The organism is Methanocellales archaeon, from assembly GCA_028715985.1.
Lineage (GTDB): Archaea > Halobacteriota > UBA148 > UBA148 > UBA148 > UBA148.
Genome location: JAQUQR010000001.1, coordinates 212,062 through 225,223, shown reverse-complemented (window position 1 = coordinate 225,223; position 13,162 = coordinate 212,062). Strand labels below are relative to the sequence as shown.

The 13,162-nt window shown below is 44.2% G+C and carries 16 protein-coding genes, 1 tRNA gene and 1 other RNA gene; 8 read left to right on the top strand and 10 right to left on the bottom strand.

Annotated features, from left to right (window positions below; genetic code table 11):
• The first annotated feature begins 1 nt into the window (after position 1).
• From PHI74_01390 to PHI74_01380, 3 genes are read left to right on the top strand one after another with little or no spacing between them, the layout of a single operon-like run.
• Positions 2-505, top strand: coding sequence for an amino acid-binding protein (locus PHI74_01390; GenBank protein ID MDD5484670.1), 504 nt, complete (start codon positions 2-4; stop codon positions 503-505).
• 25 nt (positions 506-530) lie between these two features.
• Positions 531-1,076, top strand: coding sequence for a hypothetical protein (locus PHI74_01385; GenBank protein MDD5484669.1), 546 nt, complete (start codon positions 531-533; stop codon positions 1,074-1,076).
• Positions 1,066-1,458 (top strand): FxsA family protein, encoded by a 393-nt coding sequence (locus PHI74_01380; GenBank protein ID MDD5484668.1) that lies wholly within the window; start codon positions 1,066-1,068, stop codon positions 1,456-1,458. Before PHI74_01385 ends, PHI74_01380 begins: the two co-directional genes overlap by 11 nt.
• A 97-nt stretch (positions 1,459-1,555) precedes the next feature.
• On the opposite strand, the gene PHI74_01375 is transcribed toward PHI74_01380, so the two are convergent.
• Positions 1,556-2,803 carry an adenosylhomocysteinase gene (locus PHI74_01375; protein MDD5484667.1) on the bottom strand — a complete coding sequence of 416 codons (1,248 nt, stop codon included), beginning with the start codon at positions 2,801-2,803 and terminating at the stop codon, positions 1,556-1,558.
• 281 nt (positions 2,804-3,084) lie between these two features.
• Between PHI74_01375 and pyrB the strand changes: the two genes are divergently transcribed.
• The 3 genes from pyrB to PHI74_01360 are packed head-to-tail and all read left to right on the top strand — an operon-like array spanning position 3,085 to position 4,818.
• On the top strand, positions 3,085-4,005 hold the full coding sequence (gene pyrB / locus PHI74_01370) for an aspartate carbamoyltransferase (protein MDD5484666.1): 921 nt from the start codon (positions 3,085-3,087) through the stop codon (positions 4,003-4,005).
• The gene (pyrI, locus tag PHI74_01365; GenBank protein ID MDD5484665.1) at positions 4,002-4,466 is read left to right on the top strand and encodes an aspartate carbamoyltransferase regulatory subunit; all 465 of its coding nucleotides are present in this window, start codon (positions 4,002-4,004) and stop codon (positions 4,464-4,466) included. Before pyrB ends, pyrI begins: the two co-directional genes overlap by 4 nt.
• A gap of 58 nt (positions 4,467-4,524) precedes the next feature.
• Positions 4,525-4,818, top strand: a complete 294-nt coding sequence (locus tag PHI74_01360; protein MDD5484664.1) for a hypothetical protein — start codon at positions 4,525-4,527, stop codon at positions 4,816-4,818.
• Between the two features lie 325 nt (positions 4,819-5,143).
• On the opposite strand, the gene PHI74_01355 is transcribed toward PHI74_01360, so the two are convergent.
• From PHI74_01355 to PHI74_01325, 7 genes are all read right to left on the bottom strand, one after another.
• On the bottom strand, positions 5,144-5,767 hold the full coding sequence (locus PHI74_01355) for an FxLYD domain-containing protein (GenBank protein MDD5484663.1): 624 nt from the start codon (positions 5,765-5,767) through the stop codon (positions 5,144-5,146).
• 148 nt (positions 5,768-5,915) lie between these two features.
• On the bottom strand, positions 5,916-6,713 hold the full coding sequence (panB, locus tag PHI74_01350) for a 3-methyl-2-oxobutanoate hydroxymethyltransferase (protein MDD5484662.1): 798 nt from the start codon (positions 6,711-6,713) through the stop codon (positions 5,916-5,918).
• Entirely contained in the window at positions 6,710-7,981 is a 1,272-nt protein-coding gene (locus PHI74_01345; protein ID MDD5484661.1) for a hydroxymethylglutaryl-CoA reductase, degradative, read from the bottom strand. Before PHI74_01345 ends, panB begins: the two co-directional genes overlap by 4 nt.
• Before the next feature lie 5 nt (positions 7,982-7,986).
• A complete protein-coding gene (locus tag PHI74_01340; GenBank protein ID MDD5484660.1) occupies positions 7,987-8,379 on the bottom strand; it encodes a Zn-ribbon domain-containing OB-fold protein in 393 nt (130 codons plus the stop codon).
• A 4-nt stretch (positions 8,380-8,383) separates the two neighbouring features.
• A complete protein-coding gene (locus tag PHI74_01335) occupies positions 8,384-9,553 on the bottom strand; it encodes a thiolase domain-containing protein (GenBank protein MDD5484659.1) in 1,170 nt (389 codons plus the stop codon).
• Positions 9,554-10,588, bottom strand: coding sequence for a hydroxymethylglutaryl-CoA synthase (locus PHI74_01330; GenBank protein ID MDD5484658.1), 1,035 nt, complete (start codon positions 10,586-10,588; stop codon positions 9,554-9,556).
• A complete protein-coding gene (locus PHI74_01325; protein MDD5484657.1) occupies positions 10,585-11,295 on the bottom strand; it encodes a helix-turn-helix domain-containing protein in 711 nt (236 codons plus the stop codon). The genes PHI74_01330 and PHI74_01325 overlap by 4 nt, the downstream gene beginning before the upstream one ends.
• Before the next feature lie 328 nt (positions 11,296-11,623).
• On the opposite strand from PHI74_01325, the gene PHI74_01320 reads away from it, so the two are divergent.
• Entirely contained in the window at positions 11,624-12,367 is a 744-nt protein-coding gene (locus PHI74_01320) for a hypothetical protein (protein ID MDD5484656.1), read from the top strand.
• 23 nt (positions 12,368-12,390) lie between these two features.
• On the opposite strand, the gene PHI74_01315 is transcribed toward PHI74_01320, so the two are convergent.
• Together PHI74_01315 and PHI74_01310 are read right to left on the bottom strand one after the other, a co-directional pair.
• Positions 12,391-12,464: transfer RNA gene (locus tag PHI74_01315), tRNA-Pro, on the bottom strand.
• Positions 12,465-12,471: 7 nt separating this feature from the next.
• Positions 12,472-12,717 (bottom strand): hypothetical protein, encoded by a 246-nt coding sequence (locus PHI74_01310; protein MDD5484655.1) that lies wholly within the window; start codon positions 12,715-12,717, stop codon positions 12,472-12,474.
• Between the two features lie 115 nt (positions 12,718-12,832).
• Here PHI74_01310 and ffs point away from each other — a divergent pair.
• Positions 12,833-13,149: signal recognition particle sRNA (ffs, locus tag PHI74_01305), an RNA gene on the top strand.
• Positions 13,150-13,162 lie beyond the last annotated feature (13 nt).

The following is a 13,162-nucleotide window of genomic DNA, read 5'->3' as shown; positions in this document are numbered from 1 at the left end:
CATGTGGACGGAAATCATAAAAAAGTTCAGCCATTTCCCGGCGCAGGAAAAAGTAATTCGTCTTCTTCTTGAGAGGGGTTTCCAGATCAATTCAGAGGGGAAGGTTGTCTCCGGCACCATAGAAATACCTCATACGCAAATAGCAAAGGAGATTGGTGTAGATCGAAGGGTCATCAATGCAACTACTAGGGCCATCCTGGAGGACGACAAACTCAGCAGGGTCTTTCAGAACCTCCATTCAATAACTTTTCTGAAGGAAGTTGCACCCTTACTTGGCCTTAGTGTCATGATCATAATCCCGCAAGATGCCCAGCAAACAGGTATACTTGGCGATGTTGCATCTCTGATAGCAGAGCAGGGGATCAGCATTCGACAGGCTGTAACAGACGATCCCTATTTCACGGAAGATCCCAAACTAACGATCATAACCAATGAAAAGGCTTCTGGCGACCTTATAAATGCAATGATGAAATTACCTTCGGTTAAAAGCGTTACTGTTTATTGAAAATAATTCGGAGAGGATTTGGAATATGGCGAATGCCAGTATGCATATAATACTTCCAATGCTAATGTTATTAATCTTTTATGATGATATCCGATCTATCTTAATGCTGCTGCCGGTCTCGGTATTTCCAGACTTAGACTACTTTTTAGTGCACAGAGGGACACTTCACAACATCTTCATTCCTGTGTGCTTGCTTATGATTTATCTCAAAACCAAATCCCAAAAAATAGCAATCGCTATCGTATATCTTGGCAGCCACCTTTTCTTGGACATCTTCGATATGGGGATCATACCTTTTTATCCATTATCCATCCGAAATTTTATGATTGATGCCGAGTTTGGGCTGGAGATCGTGAAAACGACGACGATAGATCCAATAACAGGGGCAGAGGTAACGGAAACAACGGCTACCACGATTCACGAAATCGCACCAGCTACCATAGATTATTTATTACCTCTTAAAGAATATGTTCAGTTTAGCAACAGCGTCGAGTTTGGAGTTTTCATGTTGGGCATAGCTGTTTTAGTTTACAAGTTTTATAGTAAAAGATGTGTTGAAAATGTTGGGTAAACTGATATTAATCTTCATTCTGACACCGATTACGGAACTATTTCTACTTATCGAAATTAGCCAGAGAATCGGGACATTGAACGTAATTGGGCTCGTCATGTTCACTGGTATCGTAGGCGCATTTCTGGCTAAATGGCAAGGTTTATCGGTTCTTAGAAAGGTGAAAACAGATCTGAGGGCTGGCATCCTGCCGACAAATCAAATGTTTGACGGGGTGCTAATACTAGCAGGTGGAATTCTGCTCATCACGCCTGGAGTATTGACAGACGCACTGGGTTTTATTTTACTTATTCCCCACACTAGAACTTGGACAAAAGAGCGGTTGAAAAAATGGCTTAGAGATAAAATGGACCCAGGCGAGATACGGCTCCACTTTACATGAATATGCTTAACTTATCTGTGATAGCCTCCGACCTTCCTGTTGGATTTTTTTGCCTTAGAAGAATAATTTAATGCTAGATTAGTTAAGTGCCCTTTAGTTAAGTGCCCTGTTTCCATCCACTGACATACTCTTTTTGCTCAGCACTCATTTGATCGATATCGATTTGCATCGACTTTAGTTTCAATCTGGCAACCAACTCATCTATCTCCTGGGGCACATCATAAACTTGGCTTTTCATTCCATGAGAATGCTCTACAATATATCGAACGCAAAGTGCTTGTAACGAAAAGCTCATGTCCATGACCTCTATGGGATGTCCATCGCCACTAGCGAGATTTACTAATCTCCCTTTTGAGAGCAAATAGATTTTCTTGTCTCCAAGATCATATTCATCTATATTTGCCCGAACTTCTCTGATGCTTTTTGCGATCTCATTTATGTGATCTACATTGATCTCCAGGTTGAAATGACCTGAATTGGCTAAAATGGCGCCATCCTTCATAGATCTAAAATGTTCTTTGGTGATGACATCCTTGTTCCCTGTCGTGGTGATGAACAAGTCTCCAATACTTGCGGCTTTATCCATTGGCATTACTCTGTATCCATCCATCTGGGCTTCTAATGCCCGTACGGGATCGACCTCTGTTATTAGGACATTTGCACCATGACCTTTAGCCCTCATGGCAACGCCTCTACCACACCAACCATAGCCTGCTATGACGACATTTTTACCAGCGATTAGCAGATTCGTGGTACGGATGATGCCATCCAGGGTGGATTGTCCGGTGCCATAACGATTGTCAAATAAAAATTTCGCCCTAGCATCGTTTATAGCGATTACTGGAAACTCCAGTTTGCCATCGGCTTGCATTGCTCTTAGACGATGGACTCCTGTGGTCGTCTCCTCGCATGCTCCGATGATGTGGGGCAGTAGCTCGCGGCGATCGGTATGAAGTTTGAAAATGAGATCTGCCCCATCGTCGATTGTGATATCTGGATTGTGATCAAGCACTTTATCTATTGCCTCATAATACTCCTTTGTAGGGCAATCATGCTTTGCATAGCATTCGACATTTTTTTGCTGATTTAACGCAAGAGCTACATCATCTTGGGTGCTTAGTGGATTGCAGCCTGTAATAGCGACTTCTGCACCGCCCAAAACTAACGTCTCGACTAGGACAGCTGTTTTAGCCTCGACATGGAGTGCCATTCCGATTATATGCCCTCTAAGGGGCTTTTCCCTCTCGAATTGACCTCGTATGTACTCTAAAACGGGCATATGCTTTCTTGCCCATTCGATCTTCAATTTACCCTTTTCGGTTTCGTTCAATGTCTTTATCCCCATTGAGTGAGGAGTAATATAATGTATCGGCATATAAATCATGAGGATTGTACCGTAAATCCGCTTAAAATAAATTGAGTTTAGCACCGGATGGGCAATTCTGGCTAGGCCTCTATTACCGTTTATTTTTTAGTAGGAAGTTTTGTAGATGTATCCTCAAAAAGACCGGTGAACCCTAAGTGTGATACCCCTCTTTTATTTTAGTCATTCCTGTTAAATTGTCTCTATTTCTCTCTCAACTTCCAATAAATAATTTTAAGGCGTCCTTAAACATAATTAATTCGATGTTTGCCAAAAAACACATCATTTCGATGAGGGATTTCTCCCGAGCGGAAATCGATCATATCCTTCAAAGGGCTGAAGCGCTTGAGACATTTGCTTCGGAAAGGAGCTCGGACATATTAGCTGGTAAGATTTTGGCGATGTTGTTCTATGAGCCCTCTACCCGCACCAGACTTTCTTTTGAGACCGCTATGAAGCGACTGGGCGGGGAGACCATCAACATGGTCTCTACCGAGGCCAGTTCGGCGGCAAAAGGTGAGATGCTGGCAGATACTATCCGGGTAGTCGGGGAATACGCGGATGTCATAGTTCTACGTCATCCAAAAGAAGGCTCTACAAGGATGTCAGCAGAGATGTCAGACGTTCCCATCATAAATGCTGGCGATGGTGCAGGTCATCATCCAACCCAGACATTGCTCGATCTCTACACTATCAAACGAGAGAGCCATCTTCGCAACCTGAACATAGCGCTAATTGGCGATCTTAAATACGGTCGGACCGTTCACTCACTCGTTTATGCCCTGTCTTTATATGGTGCTAAAATATCTTTGGTTTCACCGGAACAGCTGTGCATACCAGGTGACATCAAAGAGGATCTGACCAAAAGCGGAATAGATGTCTATGAAACCACCAAATTGGAAGAGGTTATGGAGGATGCTGACGTCGTCTATGTCACGCGTATACAAAAGGAAAGGTTCCCAGACCTGAGCGAGTACCAAAAGGTTGCAGGAAGCTATCGAATTTCTTTAAAATCCCTGAAAAATTGCAAAGAAGATATGATAATCATGCACCCTCTCCCACGAGTGGACGAGATAGACACGGAGGTGGATTCTACGAAGCATGCTAAATATTTCAAGCAAGCTTTTTATGGCGTTCCAGTCAGGATGGCAGTTTTGTCCTTGGTGCTGGGGTGTGATGTATGAAAAGAGAGCTGCGCGTCCATCCTATCCGAAACGGTACCGTAATAGATCACATCGCACCTGGCCAAGCATTAAACGTGCTTAAGATACTTGGCATCGTCGGTACCTCCGATGCCGTAGTCAGCGCAGTTATGAATGTGCAGTCCAAGAAGATGCCTACAAAAGACATCGTAAAAGTTGAGGATCGAGAGCTAAAGCCGCATGAAGTGGACAAGATTGCTCTGATTGCGCCTTTAGCCACCATCAATATCATACGCGACTATAAGGTATCCAAAAAAGACAAGGTAATTTTGCCAGATGCTGTCGCTGGTGTCGTGAGGTGTGCTAACCCGAATTGCATCTCGAACACACACGAGCCGGTAATATCCAAGTTCACCATTGACAAGTCTCAGAGTCAAATAAGGCTGAGGTGCGTCTATTGTGAGAGAACGATCTCTGAGGACATCGCAGAGCATCTTTTGTGATGAATGACTTTTGGTTTCACCTAATCTGATATGGGCGCATACATCGTGATTGTCGGTCTTGGGCGTTCTTAGATTGCTCAAGGCAATTGTACTTAAAAGAGCACTTAAAATAGTTGCCAAACCAATAAAAACCAAAATCAAAACAAAAAACATATTAATAAAGTCTCGTAGGAAAGTCCAACCCTTTTCTACTATTACAGCATCGATAATCGGAATATTTGCACAATTTGTAACCATCCAGGTCATTGCCCCAGCAGCTGCGGCCGAAAGAACACCAGAAAGAAACACCCCAAACCCTATTGCCACTGCTATAGCCCCAAAAACAATTACCTCGAATCCAGCAAGTAAATGACTCCCAAGCCATTCCAATGTGCCCGTAAGTGGATCTGTAAACCAACCAGGAAGATCAACGGCATTAACAAAAGACAAAGGCATTAAGGTTAAAATTAAACCCAAAACAATTGTTAAAACTAAATTTTTTTTGTTTTTAAAGATTGTTTCGTTTATTTTATTCATATAAATTAATTATAAAACAATCAAACTTTTATTAAAGGCAATATTATTTAATACAGATAGATTAAAGATCTTTAAAAGGGTTCAGTTTTCTTTTATTATAACACAAAAATTTTTAAAAAAACACAATAAAAAAAAGGAGGTAAAAAGAATCATTCTTCTTTTTAACTCCGGTACTCAATTTCGTAGATTTCGTATCTTGTGGCATTAATGCCAAGCAAAGTACGAAACTCTCTAGTCTCCCCAGGATCAATGTCATTAATATAGGCCTTTCTAGTATCTACGCTTTTCCCCTCGGCATCATAGAACTTTACCGTTATAACGGCTGTTTTTATTTTTTCTGATCCTACACTTTGAACTTCTCCTTTTACCACACCATTAGGTGAAATCGTGGAATTCAATACTTTTAATTCCATGCCTTTTACTTCTGGTTTTTCCGTCGGAGCCGGACCATTAACTGGAGTTGTTGGTGTTGTAATTTGAGATTCTAGTTCAGAAATCTTTTCATCTTTATCGGCTACTTGTTGTTGTAGACTTTCTACTTGTTTTTGGAGAGCGCTGACTTGCCGCAGAAGTTCATTAACTTGCTTTTCTTTGTCATCTACCTGAGATTGTAAGGTCTGTAATTGTTTTGTTGTTTCTGGGGAAACCGTTGTTTCTGGAGGTGTTTCTGGAACAGCTTCTGTGGTTTGGTCTACCAATCCACCAATTGCATAGCCTACTACTAATCCCACTGTTAACATTGTTATTAGCAGGACTGCCACTTTCTTTTCCATTTTTCTTACCATTTAATAATTTATATCCTATCTTAAAGACTTTGTCTGCGCCAGCTCAACGAATTTTCCATAATAAAAAGATGACCTGATTATTGATCTGATTACCCCTGCTCTAGGGATGATCAGTTAGATTTTAATCATAGCTATACTGATCAGTGGTTCAATCATAACTATACTGATCTGTGGGAAACGCTCCCTCCTCCACCTCTTCTTTATATTTTCTGGATGCCTCTAAAATAACGGTTCTCAAATTTGCATATCTCTTCACGAATCTTGGAGCGAAGTCATAAAACCCCAGGAGATCGTGGGTTACCAAGACCTGTCCGTCACAGTGAGGCCCTGCGCCAATGCCAATGGTGGGCACCTTTAGTTCCTCAGTGATATTTTTTGCCAGGTTTGAGGGCATTCCTTCCAGTATGATTGAAAAGGCTCCTGCCCTTTCAACAGCTTTTGCATCATCCAGTATCTTTTTTGCAGCTTCGGGGGTCTTGCCCTGAACTTTATATCCACCCATCTGATGCAGGGATTGAGGCGTCAAGCCAATGTGCCCCATGACAGGGATGCCTGCTTCGGTCAGCGCTCTTATTTTGTCCTCGAATGCAGAGCCGCCCTCTAATTTAACGGCTTCAGCACCCGCTTGAATCAATCTGCCGGAATTTCTCAAAGCCTCTTCTGCGCTGAAGTATGACAGGAAGGGCAGATCGCCAACAACCAAAGCATTCTTTACGCCCCTGGAAACCGCTTTTGTGTGATGGATGATATCTTCCATCGTCACGGGAATGGTGCTCTCATAGCCCAATATCACGTTCCCCAGGGAGTCTCCCACCAACAAGATATCGATTCCGGCTTCATCCAATATCTGCGCTAGTGGATAATCATAGGCAGTAAGCATGGTAATTTTTTTTCCGGATCCTTTCATCTCCATCAGTCTTGGCACCAAGATTTTATCTATTTTCATTCCTTACCCTCTGACAGCTCTTCTAGAAGCTCTTTGGCCCTGTCCAATCTTATTTGTCCTTCTCTAACCAGAGCGCTTGCGACCTTATCCACCATATCGCCGGTTGAGCCTGCCATGACTGCAATGTTTTTTGCATGCAGAGACATGTGACCTCTCTGTATCCCTTCTGTCGCTAAAGCGCGTAGAGCAGCAAGATTTTGTGCCAAGCCCACCGATGCCATGACCTCTGCCAGCTCCGAGGCGGTTTTAACCCCGAGAATCCTCAAGTTAGCAATAGCTACTGGATGCACCTTGGTTGCGCCGCCAACTAGGCCAACTGCAAGTGGCAATTCTATCGTCCCAACCAGATCTCCATCTTCATTTTTTTCATATGTTGTCAGGGGACCATATTTGCCAGAGAGAGATGCATATGCGTGCGCGCCCGCTTCTAAGGCTCTGGCATCATTGCCAGTCGCTAAGGCTACTGCAGTAACGCCATTCATTATGCCCTTATTGTGGGTTGCGCATCGATACGGATCTGCAGCGGCAAAATAATAGGCCTGGAGGATAGCATCAACGGCATCATCTCCCCCTAGTGCCTTTTTGGAAAAAACTGCTTTTGACCTTGCCAATCGCTGGTCTGCCAGGTTGGACACTATCCGGAGATACGCCCTGCCGGATGTCAGTCGCTCAAGGAGGGGTGCCACCGCCTCGCACATCGTATTGACCGTATTGGCCCCCATGGCATCTCTGCAATCCACAAGCAAATGAGTGATTACCATTTTGCCTGTAGAAGTTTCAATGATCCTTACCTCGATGTCTTTGGCTCCGCCGCCAAGTTTGAATAGGATGGGATTTTGCTCGTTCGCTATATCCAAGATTTTTTTTCTTGCACCCAAGATGGAATTTTTTGCCCCCTCTAGGTCCTCGCAAATCAGTTGAATCTGTCCGATCATTATCTGCTCTGTGGTGTTGGCTGTAAACCCTCCCTTATCCCTCGCCATTTTGGCACCATTGCTGGCAGCCGCGATGACAGAGGGCTCTTCTATCGCCATTGGTATGAGGCGGTCTTTTCCATTGATGACGAAGTTTGTAGCAATCCCCAAAGGAAGTTCCATGACTCCAATTACGTTCTCGATCATTTTATCTGCTTGATCGATACTCAGTGCACCACTTTTCCTGATATTTTCAACCGATTCTTCATCCAAGTCGGCGAATTCCTTCACCTTTTCTAACCTTTCCTGGGGACTGAGTTTATATAAACCGGAAATCCTTGACGTTTTTTTCATTCAAATTACCTCTTTGGCATGAACTTTGTGCCGTAGCAAATAACTCCATCTGGACCTTCCTCAGCTATTTTTCTAAAAATGGATTGCACCTTCATGCCGATTTCGATCTCATCAGGGTCACAGACTATCTGAGCTGTCATGCATGGCCCCTCATCCAACCGGATTATCGCAAGCACATAAGGGGTTTGTCTATCAAAACCTTCTGAAGCAGAATGGATTATGGTATAAGTGACGACTTCGCCGATGCCTTCGAACTTGTGCGTCTTTATCTTACCCGCCCTTCTACAAGCCGGACACGTTGTACGTGGCGGAAAGTAGCATTTCTCGCATGTCAAGCACTTGGTTCCTATCAAGTTATACCTTGCAAGTATCTTTCTCCAAAATCGTGGGACTGCCATATGATCACCTGTTTATGCTCAGTATATGCACCACTGCTGTTCCACCGGTTCCACCAACGTTGTGCGTTAGACCCACCTCTGCGCCACTAACTTGCCGCTTGCCAGCCTCTCCTCTTAACTGAAGGACTACCTCAACTGCTTGTTTTATGCCTGTCGCTCCAACCGGGTGTCCGCATGCCTTTAAGCCTCCAGAGGGGTTCACCGGAATTTTTCCATCCAAAGCTGTCAAGCCATCTTCGGTGGCAGGTCCACCATTGCCTTTTGGAACGAAGCCAAGGTCCTCTATCGCGCAAATTTCAGCTATCGTGAAACAATCATGCACTTCTGCCAAGTCTATATCGCTCGGCCTGATGGATGCTATTTTATATGCTTTTTTGGCCGCATATACTGTTGCATCTAACGTAGTAATGTCTCGTCGATCATGGAGGGATATGGTATCAGTCGCCTGTGTTGATGCCTTTATGTACACCGGAGAATCGGTGTACTTTTTTGCAATCTCAGCTGGTGCAAGCACTACAGCTGCTGCACCGTCTGTTATGGGCGAGCAATCCAGAATTCTAAGAGGGTCTGCGACAAGAGAAGAGCCCATGACATCCTCAACCGATATTTCTCCACGATATTGCGCTTTTGGATTCATCGTCGCGTTAAGGTGGTTTTTCACCGCCACCATGGCAAGTTGCTCTCTCGTCGTGCTGTATTTGTGCATGTGCATTCTCGCCATCATTGCATATAAGCCCGGAAAAGTCGCGCCCATAAGCACTTCCCATTCTCTGTCAGCAGCCGAAGCGAGCGCATCTATTGCCCCTCCTGTCCCCACATCAGTCATCTTTTCCGCGCCCCCTGCCACTACGATATCATGGTATCCAGAAGCGACCGCAAGCACTCCCTGCGATAATGCAACTCCGCCCGAGGCGCAGGCCGCCTCTAAGCGAATGGAGGGCATATGTAGCGAGGCCAGTCCTGAGTAGTCCGCTATTAGGGCACCTATGTGCTCCTGGTCGACGAATTTGCCTGCGCTCATGTTTCCCACAAAAAGGGCATCGATTTCCTCTCCCTCGACGGATGCATCCTCCAGTGCGCTCAGCCCTGCTTCGACGAAGATATCCCGAAAGGATCGATCCCACATCTCACCGAAATTTGTGCATCCCACCCCAATGATCGCAACCTCTCTCACCTACATCACACCTTTGTGCTTTGCATATAGTGCATAGTCTAAGTATAGTGCACCCTTCAATAATTCCTGGACGGTTGGCGCTTTATCTCTCATTTCTTCTATCCCCTCAGTGATAACCATGCTAAATGAATCGCTACCTGCTCCAGATCCAAATGATGTCATGAGTATTCTGGAGCCCGGCTCCGCCTTATCGAAAACAGCTGCAAGACCGATCAAGGACGAAGCAGAGTAGGTGTTGCCTAACGTTGGCACTACTAAGCCCGGTTGAATCTGCTCTTTGGTGAATCCAAGTTTTTTTGCTACGCGAAGAGGGAATTTTCCGTTAGGTTGATGAAATACCACAAAGTCGTAGTCGCCCGGCTTCACATCGATCTTTTCCATTAACCCCTTTGTCGCGGAAACGATGTGCCTAAAATACGCTGGCTCGCCAGTAAATCTGCCGCCATGTAGTGGATAGCTCATCCCCTCACGGCGCCAGAAGTCCGGTGTGTCAGTCGTAAAAGAAAAAGTGTCTTCTATTTCAGCTATGAGGTTCTTTTTTCCGATGATATACGCAGCACCTCCTGCTGCTGTCGTATATTCAAGAGCGTCCCCGGGCGCAGCCTGTGAGACATCTGACCCAATTGCCATGCCATACTCGATAAACCCGGCAGCAACTTCACCCATACAAGCTTGGATCGCAGCAGTGCCAGCTTTGCAAGCGAACTCGAAATCCGCCACGGTTAAATAAGGTGTCGCTCCAATCGCCTCTGCAACTATGGTCGCGGTTGGCTTAACAGCATAAGGGTGACTCTCTGATCCCACATAGATCGCCCCCACTTTTTTAGGATTTATGCTGTTGCGACGAATGGCGTTTCTAGCTGCCTCGACTGCGATTGTCGCAGTGTCCTCATCCATATCAGGCACTGATTTTTCACATACCCCTAACCCTCTTTTGATGTTTTCGGGATCATCACCCCACACTCTCGCAATTTCCTCTACCTTGATCCTGTAACGAGGGATATATACCCCATAACTTGTGATTCCGATACTCATTTTCCACTCCTCAAAACTTCGATAAGTTGTTGTATGGGGAGTGTGGTACTCATTAATGGGATTTGCTCTATTTCTGCTATCTTTCTCGCCGTCATATCTATCTCTGATCTGCTAAGTCCTTGGAGTACGACAGCCCCGGGTTTTAGGTTAGCTACCCTGATAGCCACCATCGGAGATTTACCGGTAGATAGCTTGGTGAAAATCAGTGCTCTCTCTGTAGACCACCCATAAAGTCTGTAGAATTCATTTGAGGATAATTCCAGAATCGCTTTTATGCTGTCTATGACGGTATAGCCGTTGATCACCTTGTTGAAATTTCCAACTATCTTCTCGGCCTGGATGAGTTCTGCGAAATTCTCAAGTAGAAGCGGCGTCGAATATTCATACATGTCATAAATTGCATTGGCATCGAATCCACTACGCAAGATATTCCCATAGGAGCTAAGTTTTTTACCTCCTTTTTTCAAGTCTAATTCTAGTAATGCATCTACTATTCTGCCAACGATCAAGGTACCAGGGGACTTCCTCCTTCCAGACTCATAGTCACTGATGACAGAGGGAGATATCTCTAGATATTTTGAGAGATCTATCTGTGAAATTTCAAAGTTTTTTCGCCACTTTTTAAGGGTTTCACCGGGGTCCTCGGATAGTGTGATTTCCCCTGCCATTTTCTCTGCCAATCTCCTACGGATGTCTTTAGCACTCATTTGATAAGGAAAAAACCTAAAAGGTTATAAATCTAACGAATACGGAATCGACATTAGACGTATTTTTAGGAGACTTCTGAGATTTGAACTCCAGTAAAGGATGAGATTAACTATGCAAAATTCAAGAATCGCAAACTTCGCAAGGTTGAAGACTAATTGCCTTTTGCAACCAAGATTCAGGTTCTCTTTTATTTTGATGAATATCTCTATGGCCATTGTTCTTCAGGCATCTAAGAATTTATGTACTATAAATCTAATACCAGTATAGGAAAAATAATTAATAAAATGAAAGCTTAATACAATAATTTAGAAGAGGCGATAAAAGTCCATGGAGTACTGTATAAATTATATAGAATCTTTACAAAGCATCATAGAACTATGTGATAGATTGAAGGAGGATACGGTAAAAAATTATTACACTAACGATTATTATAAAACCCATCCGGGTTTCTGTTATTATCCTCACTATAGGAAAAGATTTGATTTGTTGAGAGGAGTAGTGGAAATATGCGATATGATTGGAGTTAAACATTTAGAGGAAAACAAAAACACCCTAAGAGGACGCATTCAAAGGTTGAATGACCCGGCGCATCTTTCTGAGAGAAGTAAGTTTGAAGAGAATATAAGTTTCGTAAAAAATATTTTTCAGGTTGCAGAGAAAGAGATAAGTGAAAGGCTTTCCGTTCTAAGCCCTACTGAAACCAAAAGATTGGATGAGGCAATCCATTGCTATTTAGAAGGATGCAATAACTCGACAGTAGCGATGGCGGTCTGTGCAATAGAATACAGGCTCTTAGCCCTTATGAGATCCAAAGGAGCGCAGCTCGATGAAATGACATTGGGGCAGTTGATGAGAGAATATCTGGATAATAAAGAGAAATATGGGAATATCATTCCGAAAAGGCATGAGCCGCTTTTAGAATTATGCAACACCTACGGGATATTTTCCGTAAACCCGAAAAAAGAGATCATAACCAGGCCCACCACAATCACAGTATTAAGCTCAACGCTCGGTTTTCTGTTGGATCCGGAACTTCCCAAAGAGTCTGTAGGATGTTATTATCCTGGATGAAATGAGTTAGAAGCTTTTCTGGATGGGGCTGCGGAGATTTGAACTCCAGTCACGAGACCCCCAGTCTCATAGGATAACCAGACTACCCTACAGCCCCAAGTCAGTCACAAACTTTTAATCCTGTTTTCCACTTCAGCACCAACTTCTGTTAGGGTGTATTTTTGGTTTTTGCCATCAGCCTTGACCAGCCCTCTTTCTTCTAAGTCCTTTAGGGTCTTCGCAGCCAATCTTTCAGGGGTATGTGTTATCCTGGCAACTTTGTCAACTTCAAGTTCCCCTTTTCCCAAGACCTGTATGATTTGCACTCTCTTCATGTTCCCAGTCACGTACCCAACCAATTCTTCAATCATCCTTTCACCTATTCGCATACAGCATGATAAGTTTATTGCTCTGGAATGGAACACTTTCGAGACTTTTCAAAATCTTGGTGCGATAGGTTTATTAGTTTCAGATTCGATATCGAATTGGTGGGCTAGCCTGGGTGGCTCGGCGTCACTTGTAACTCGAAAACGTCGATAGGCGAGAGGCGAAGCTTGGCGGGAGAAGTTTTAACTTCAATTAAATCTAAGAACTTTACTGTGAAGCCTCGTCCTACGGGGTTGGCATTTGGTGTGAGGGCTGGCTGGAGAGCTTGTCTTCATATCTTAACCATGGGCACCGGTCCAGGTCCGGAAGGGAGCAGACCCACCGTGGAATACTGGCGCTCGCGGGGTTGCGGGGTGGAGACGGGTTTTTGGATCACTGGTTGGAGGGAGAGCTGCGACCGAAAAGCATGCCCACTATCTACCTGCAGAA

What these genes read in the sequence shown, in the direction of transcription:
- PHI74_01355 (MDD5484663.1), bottom strand. Translation starts at nt 5,767, where the DNA reads ATGGTAAGAAAAATGGAAAAGAAAGTGGCAGTCCTGCTAATAACAATG.
- PHI74_01390 (MDD5484670.1), top strand. Translation starts at nt 2, where the DNA reads ATGTGGACGGAAATCATAAAAAAGTTCAGCCATTTCCCGGCGCAGGAA.
- panB (MDD5484662.1), bottom strand. Translation starts at nt 6,713, where the DNA reads ATGAAAATAGATAAAATCTTGGTGCCAAGACTGATGGAGATGAAAGGA.
- PHI74_01340 (MDD5484660.1), bottom strand. Translation starts at nt 8,379, where the DNA reads ATGGCAGTCCCACGATTTTGGAGAAAGATACTTGCAAGGTATAACTTG.
- pyrB (MDD5484666.1), top strand. Translation starts at nt 3,085, where the DNA reads ATGTTTGCCAAAAAACACATCATTTCGATGAGGGATTTCTCCCGAGCG.
- PHI74_01385 (MDD5484669.1), top strand. Translation starts at nt 531, where the DNA reads ATGGCGAATGCCAGTATGCATATAATACTTCCAATGCTAATGTTATTA.
- PHI74_01325 (MDD5484657.1), bottom strand. Translation starts at nt 11,295, where the DNA reads ATGAGTGCTAAAGACATCCGTAGGAGATTGGCAGAGAAAATGGCAGGG.
- pyrI (MDD5484665.1), top strand. Translation starts at nt 4,002, where the DNA reads ATGAAAAGAGAGCTGCGCGTCCATCCTATCCGAAACGGTACCGTAATA.
- PHI74_01375 (MDD5484667.1), bottom strand. Translation starts at nt 2,803, where the DNA reads ATGGGGATAAAGACATTGAACGAAACCGAAAAGGGTAAATTGAAGATC.
- PHI74_01330 (MDD5484658.1), bottom strand. Translation starts at nt 10,588, where the DNA reads ATGAGTATCGGAATCACAAGTTATGGGGTATATATCCCTCGTTACAGG.
- PHI74_01380 (MDD5484668.1), top strand. Translation starts at nt 1,066, where the DNA reads ATGTTGGGTAAACTGATATTAATCTTCATTCTGACACCGATTACGGAA.
- PHI74_01345 (MDD5484661.1), bottom strand. Translation starts at nt 7,981, where the DNA reads ATGAAAAAAACGTCAAGGATTTCCGGTTTATATAAACTCAGTCCCCAG.
- PHI74_01320 (MDD5484656.1), top strand. Translation starts at nt 11,624, where the DNA reads ATGGAGTACTGTATAAATTATATAGAATCTTTACAAAGCATCATAGAA.
- PHI74_01310 (MDD5484655.1), bottom strand. Translation starts at nt 12,717, where the DNA reads ATGATTGAAGAATTGGTTGGGTACGTGACTGGGAACATGAAGAGAGTG.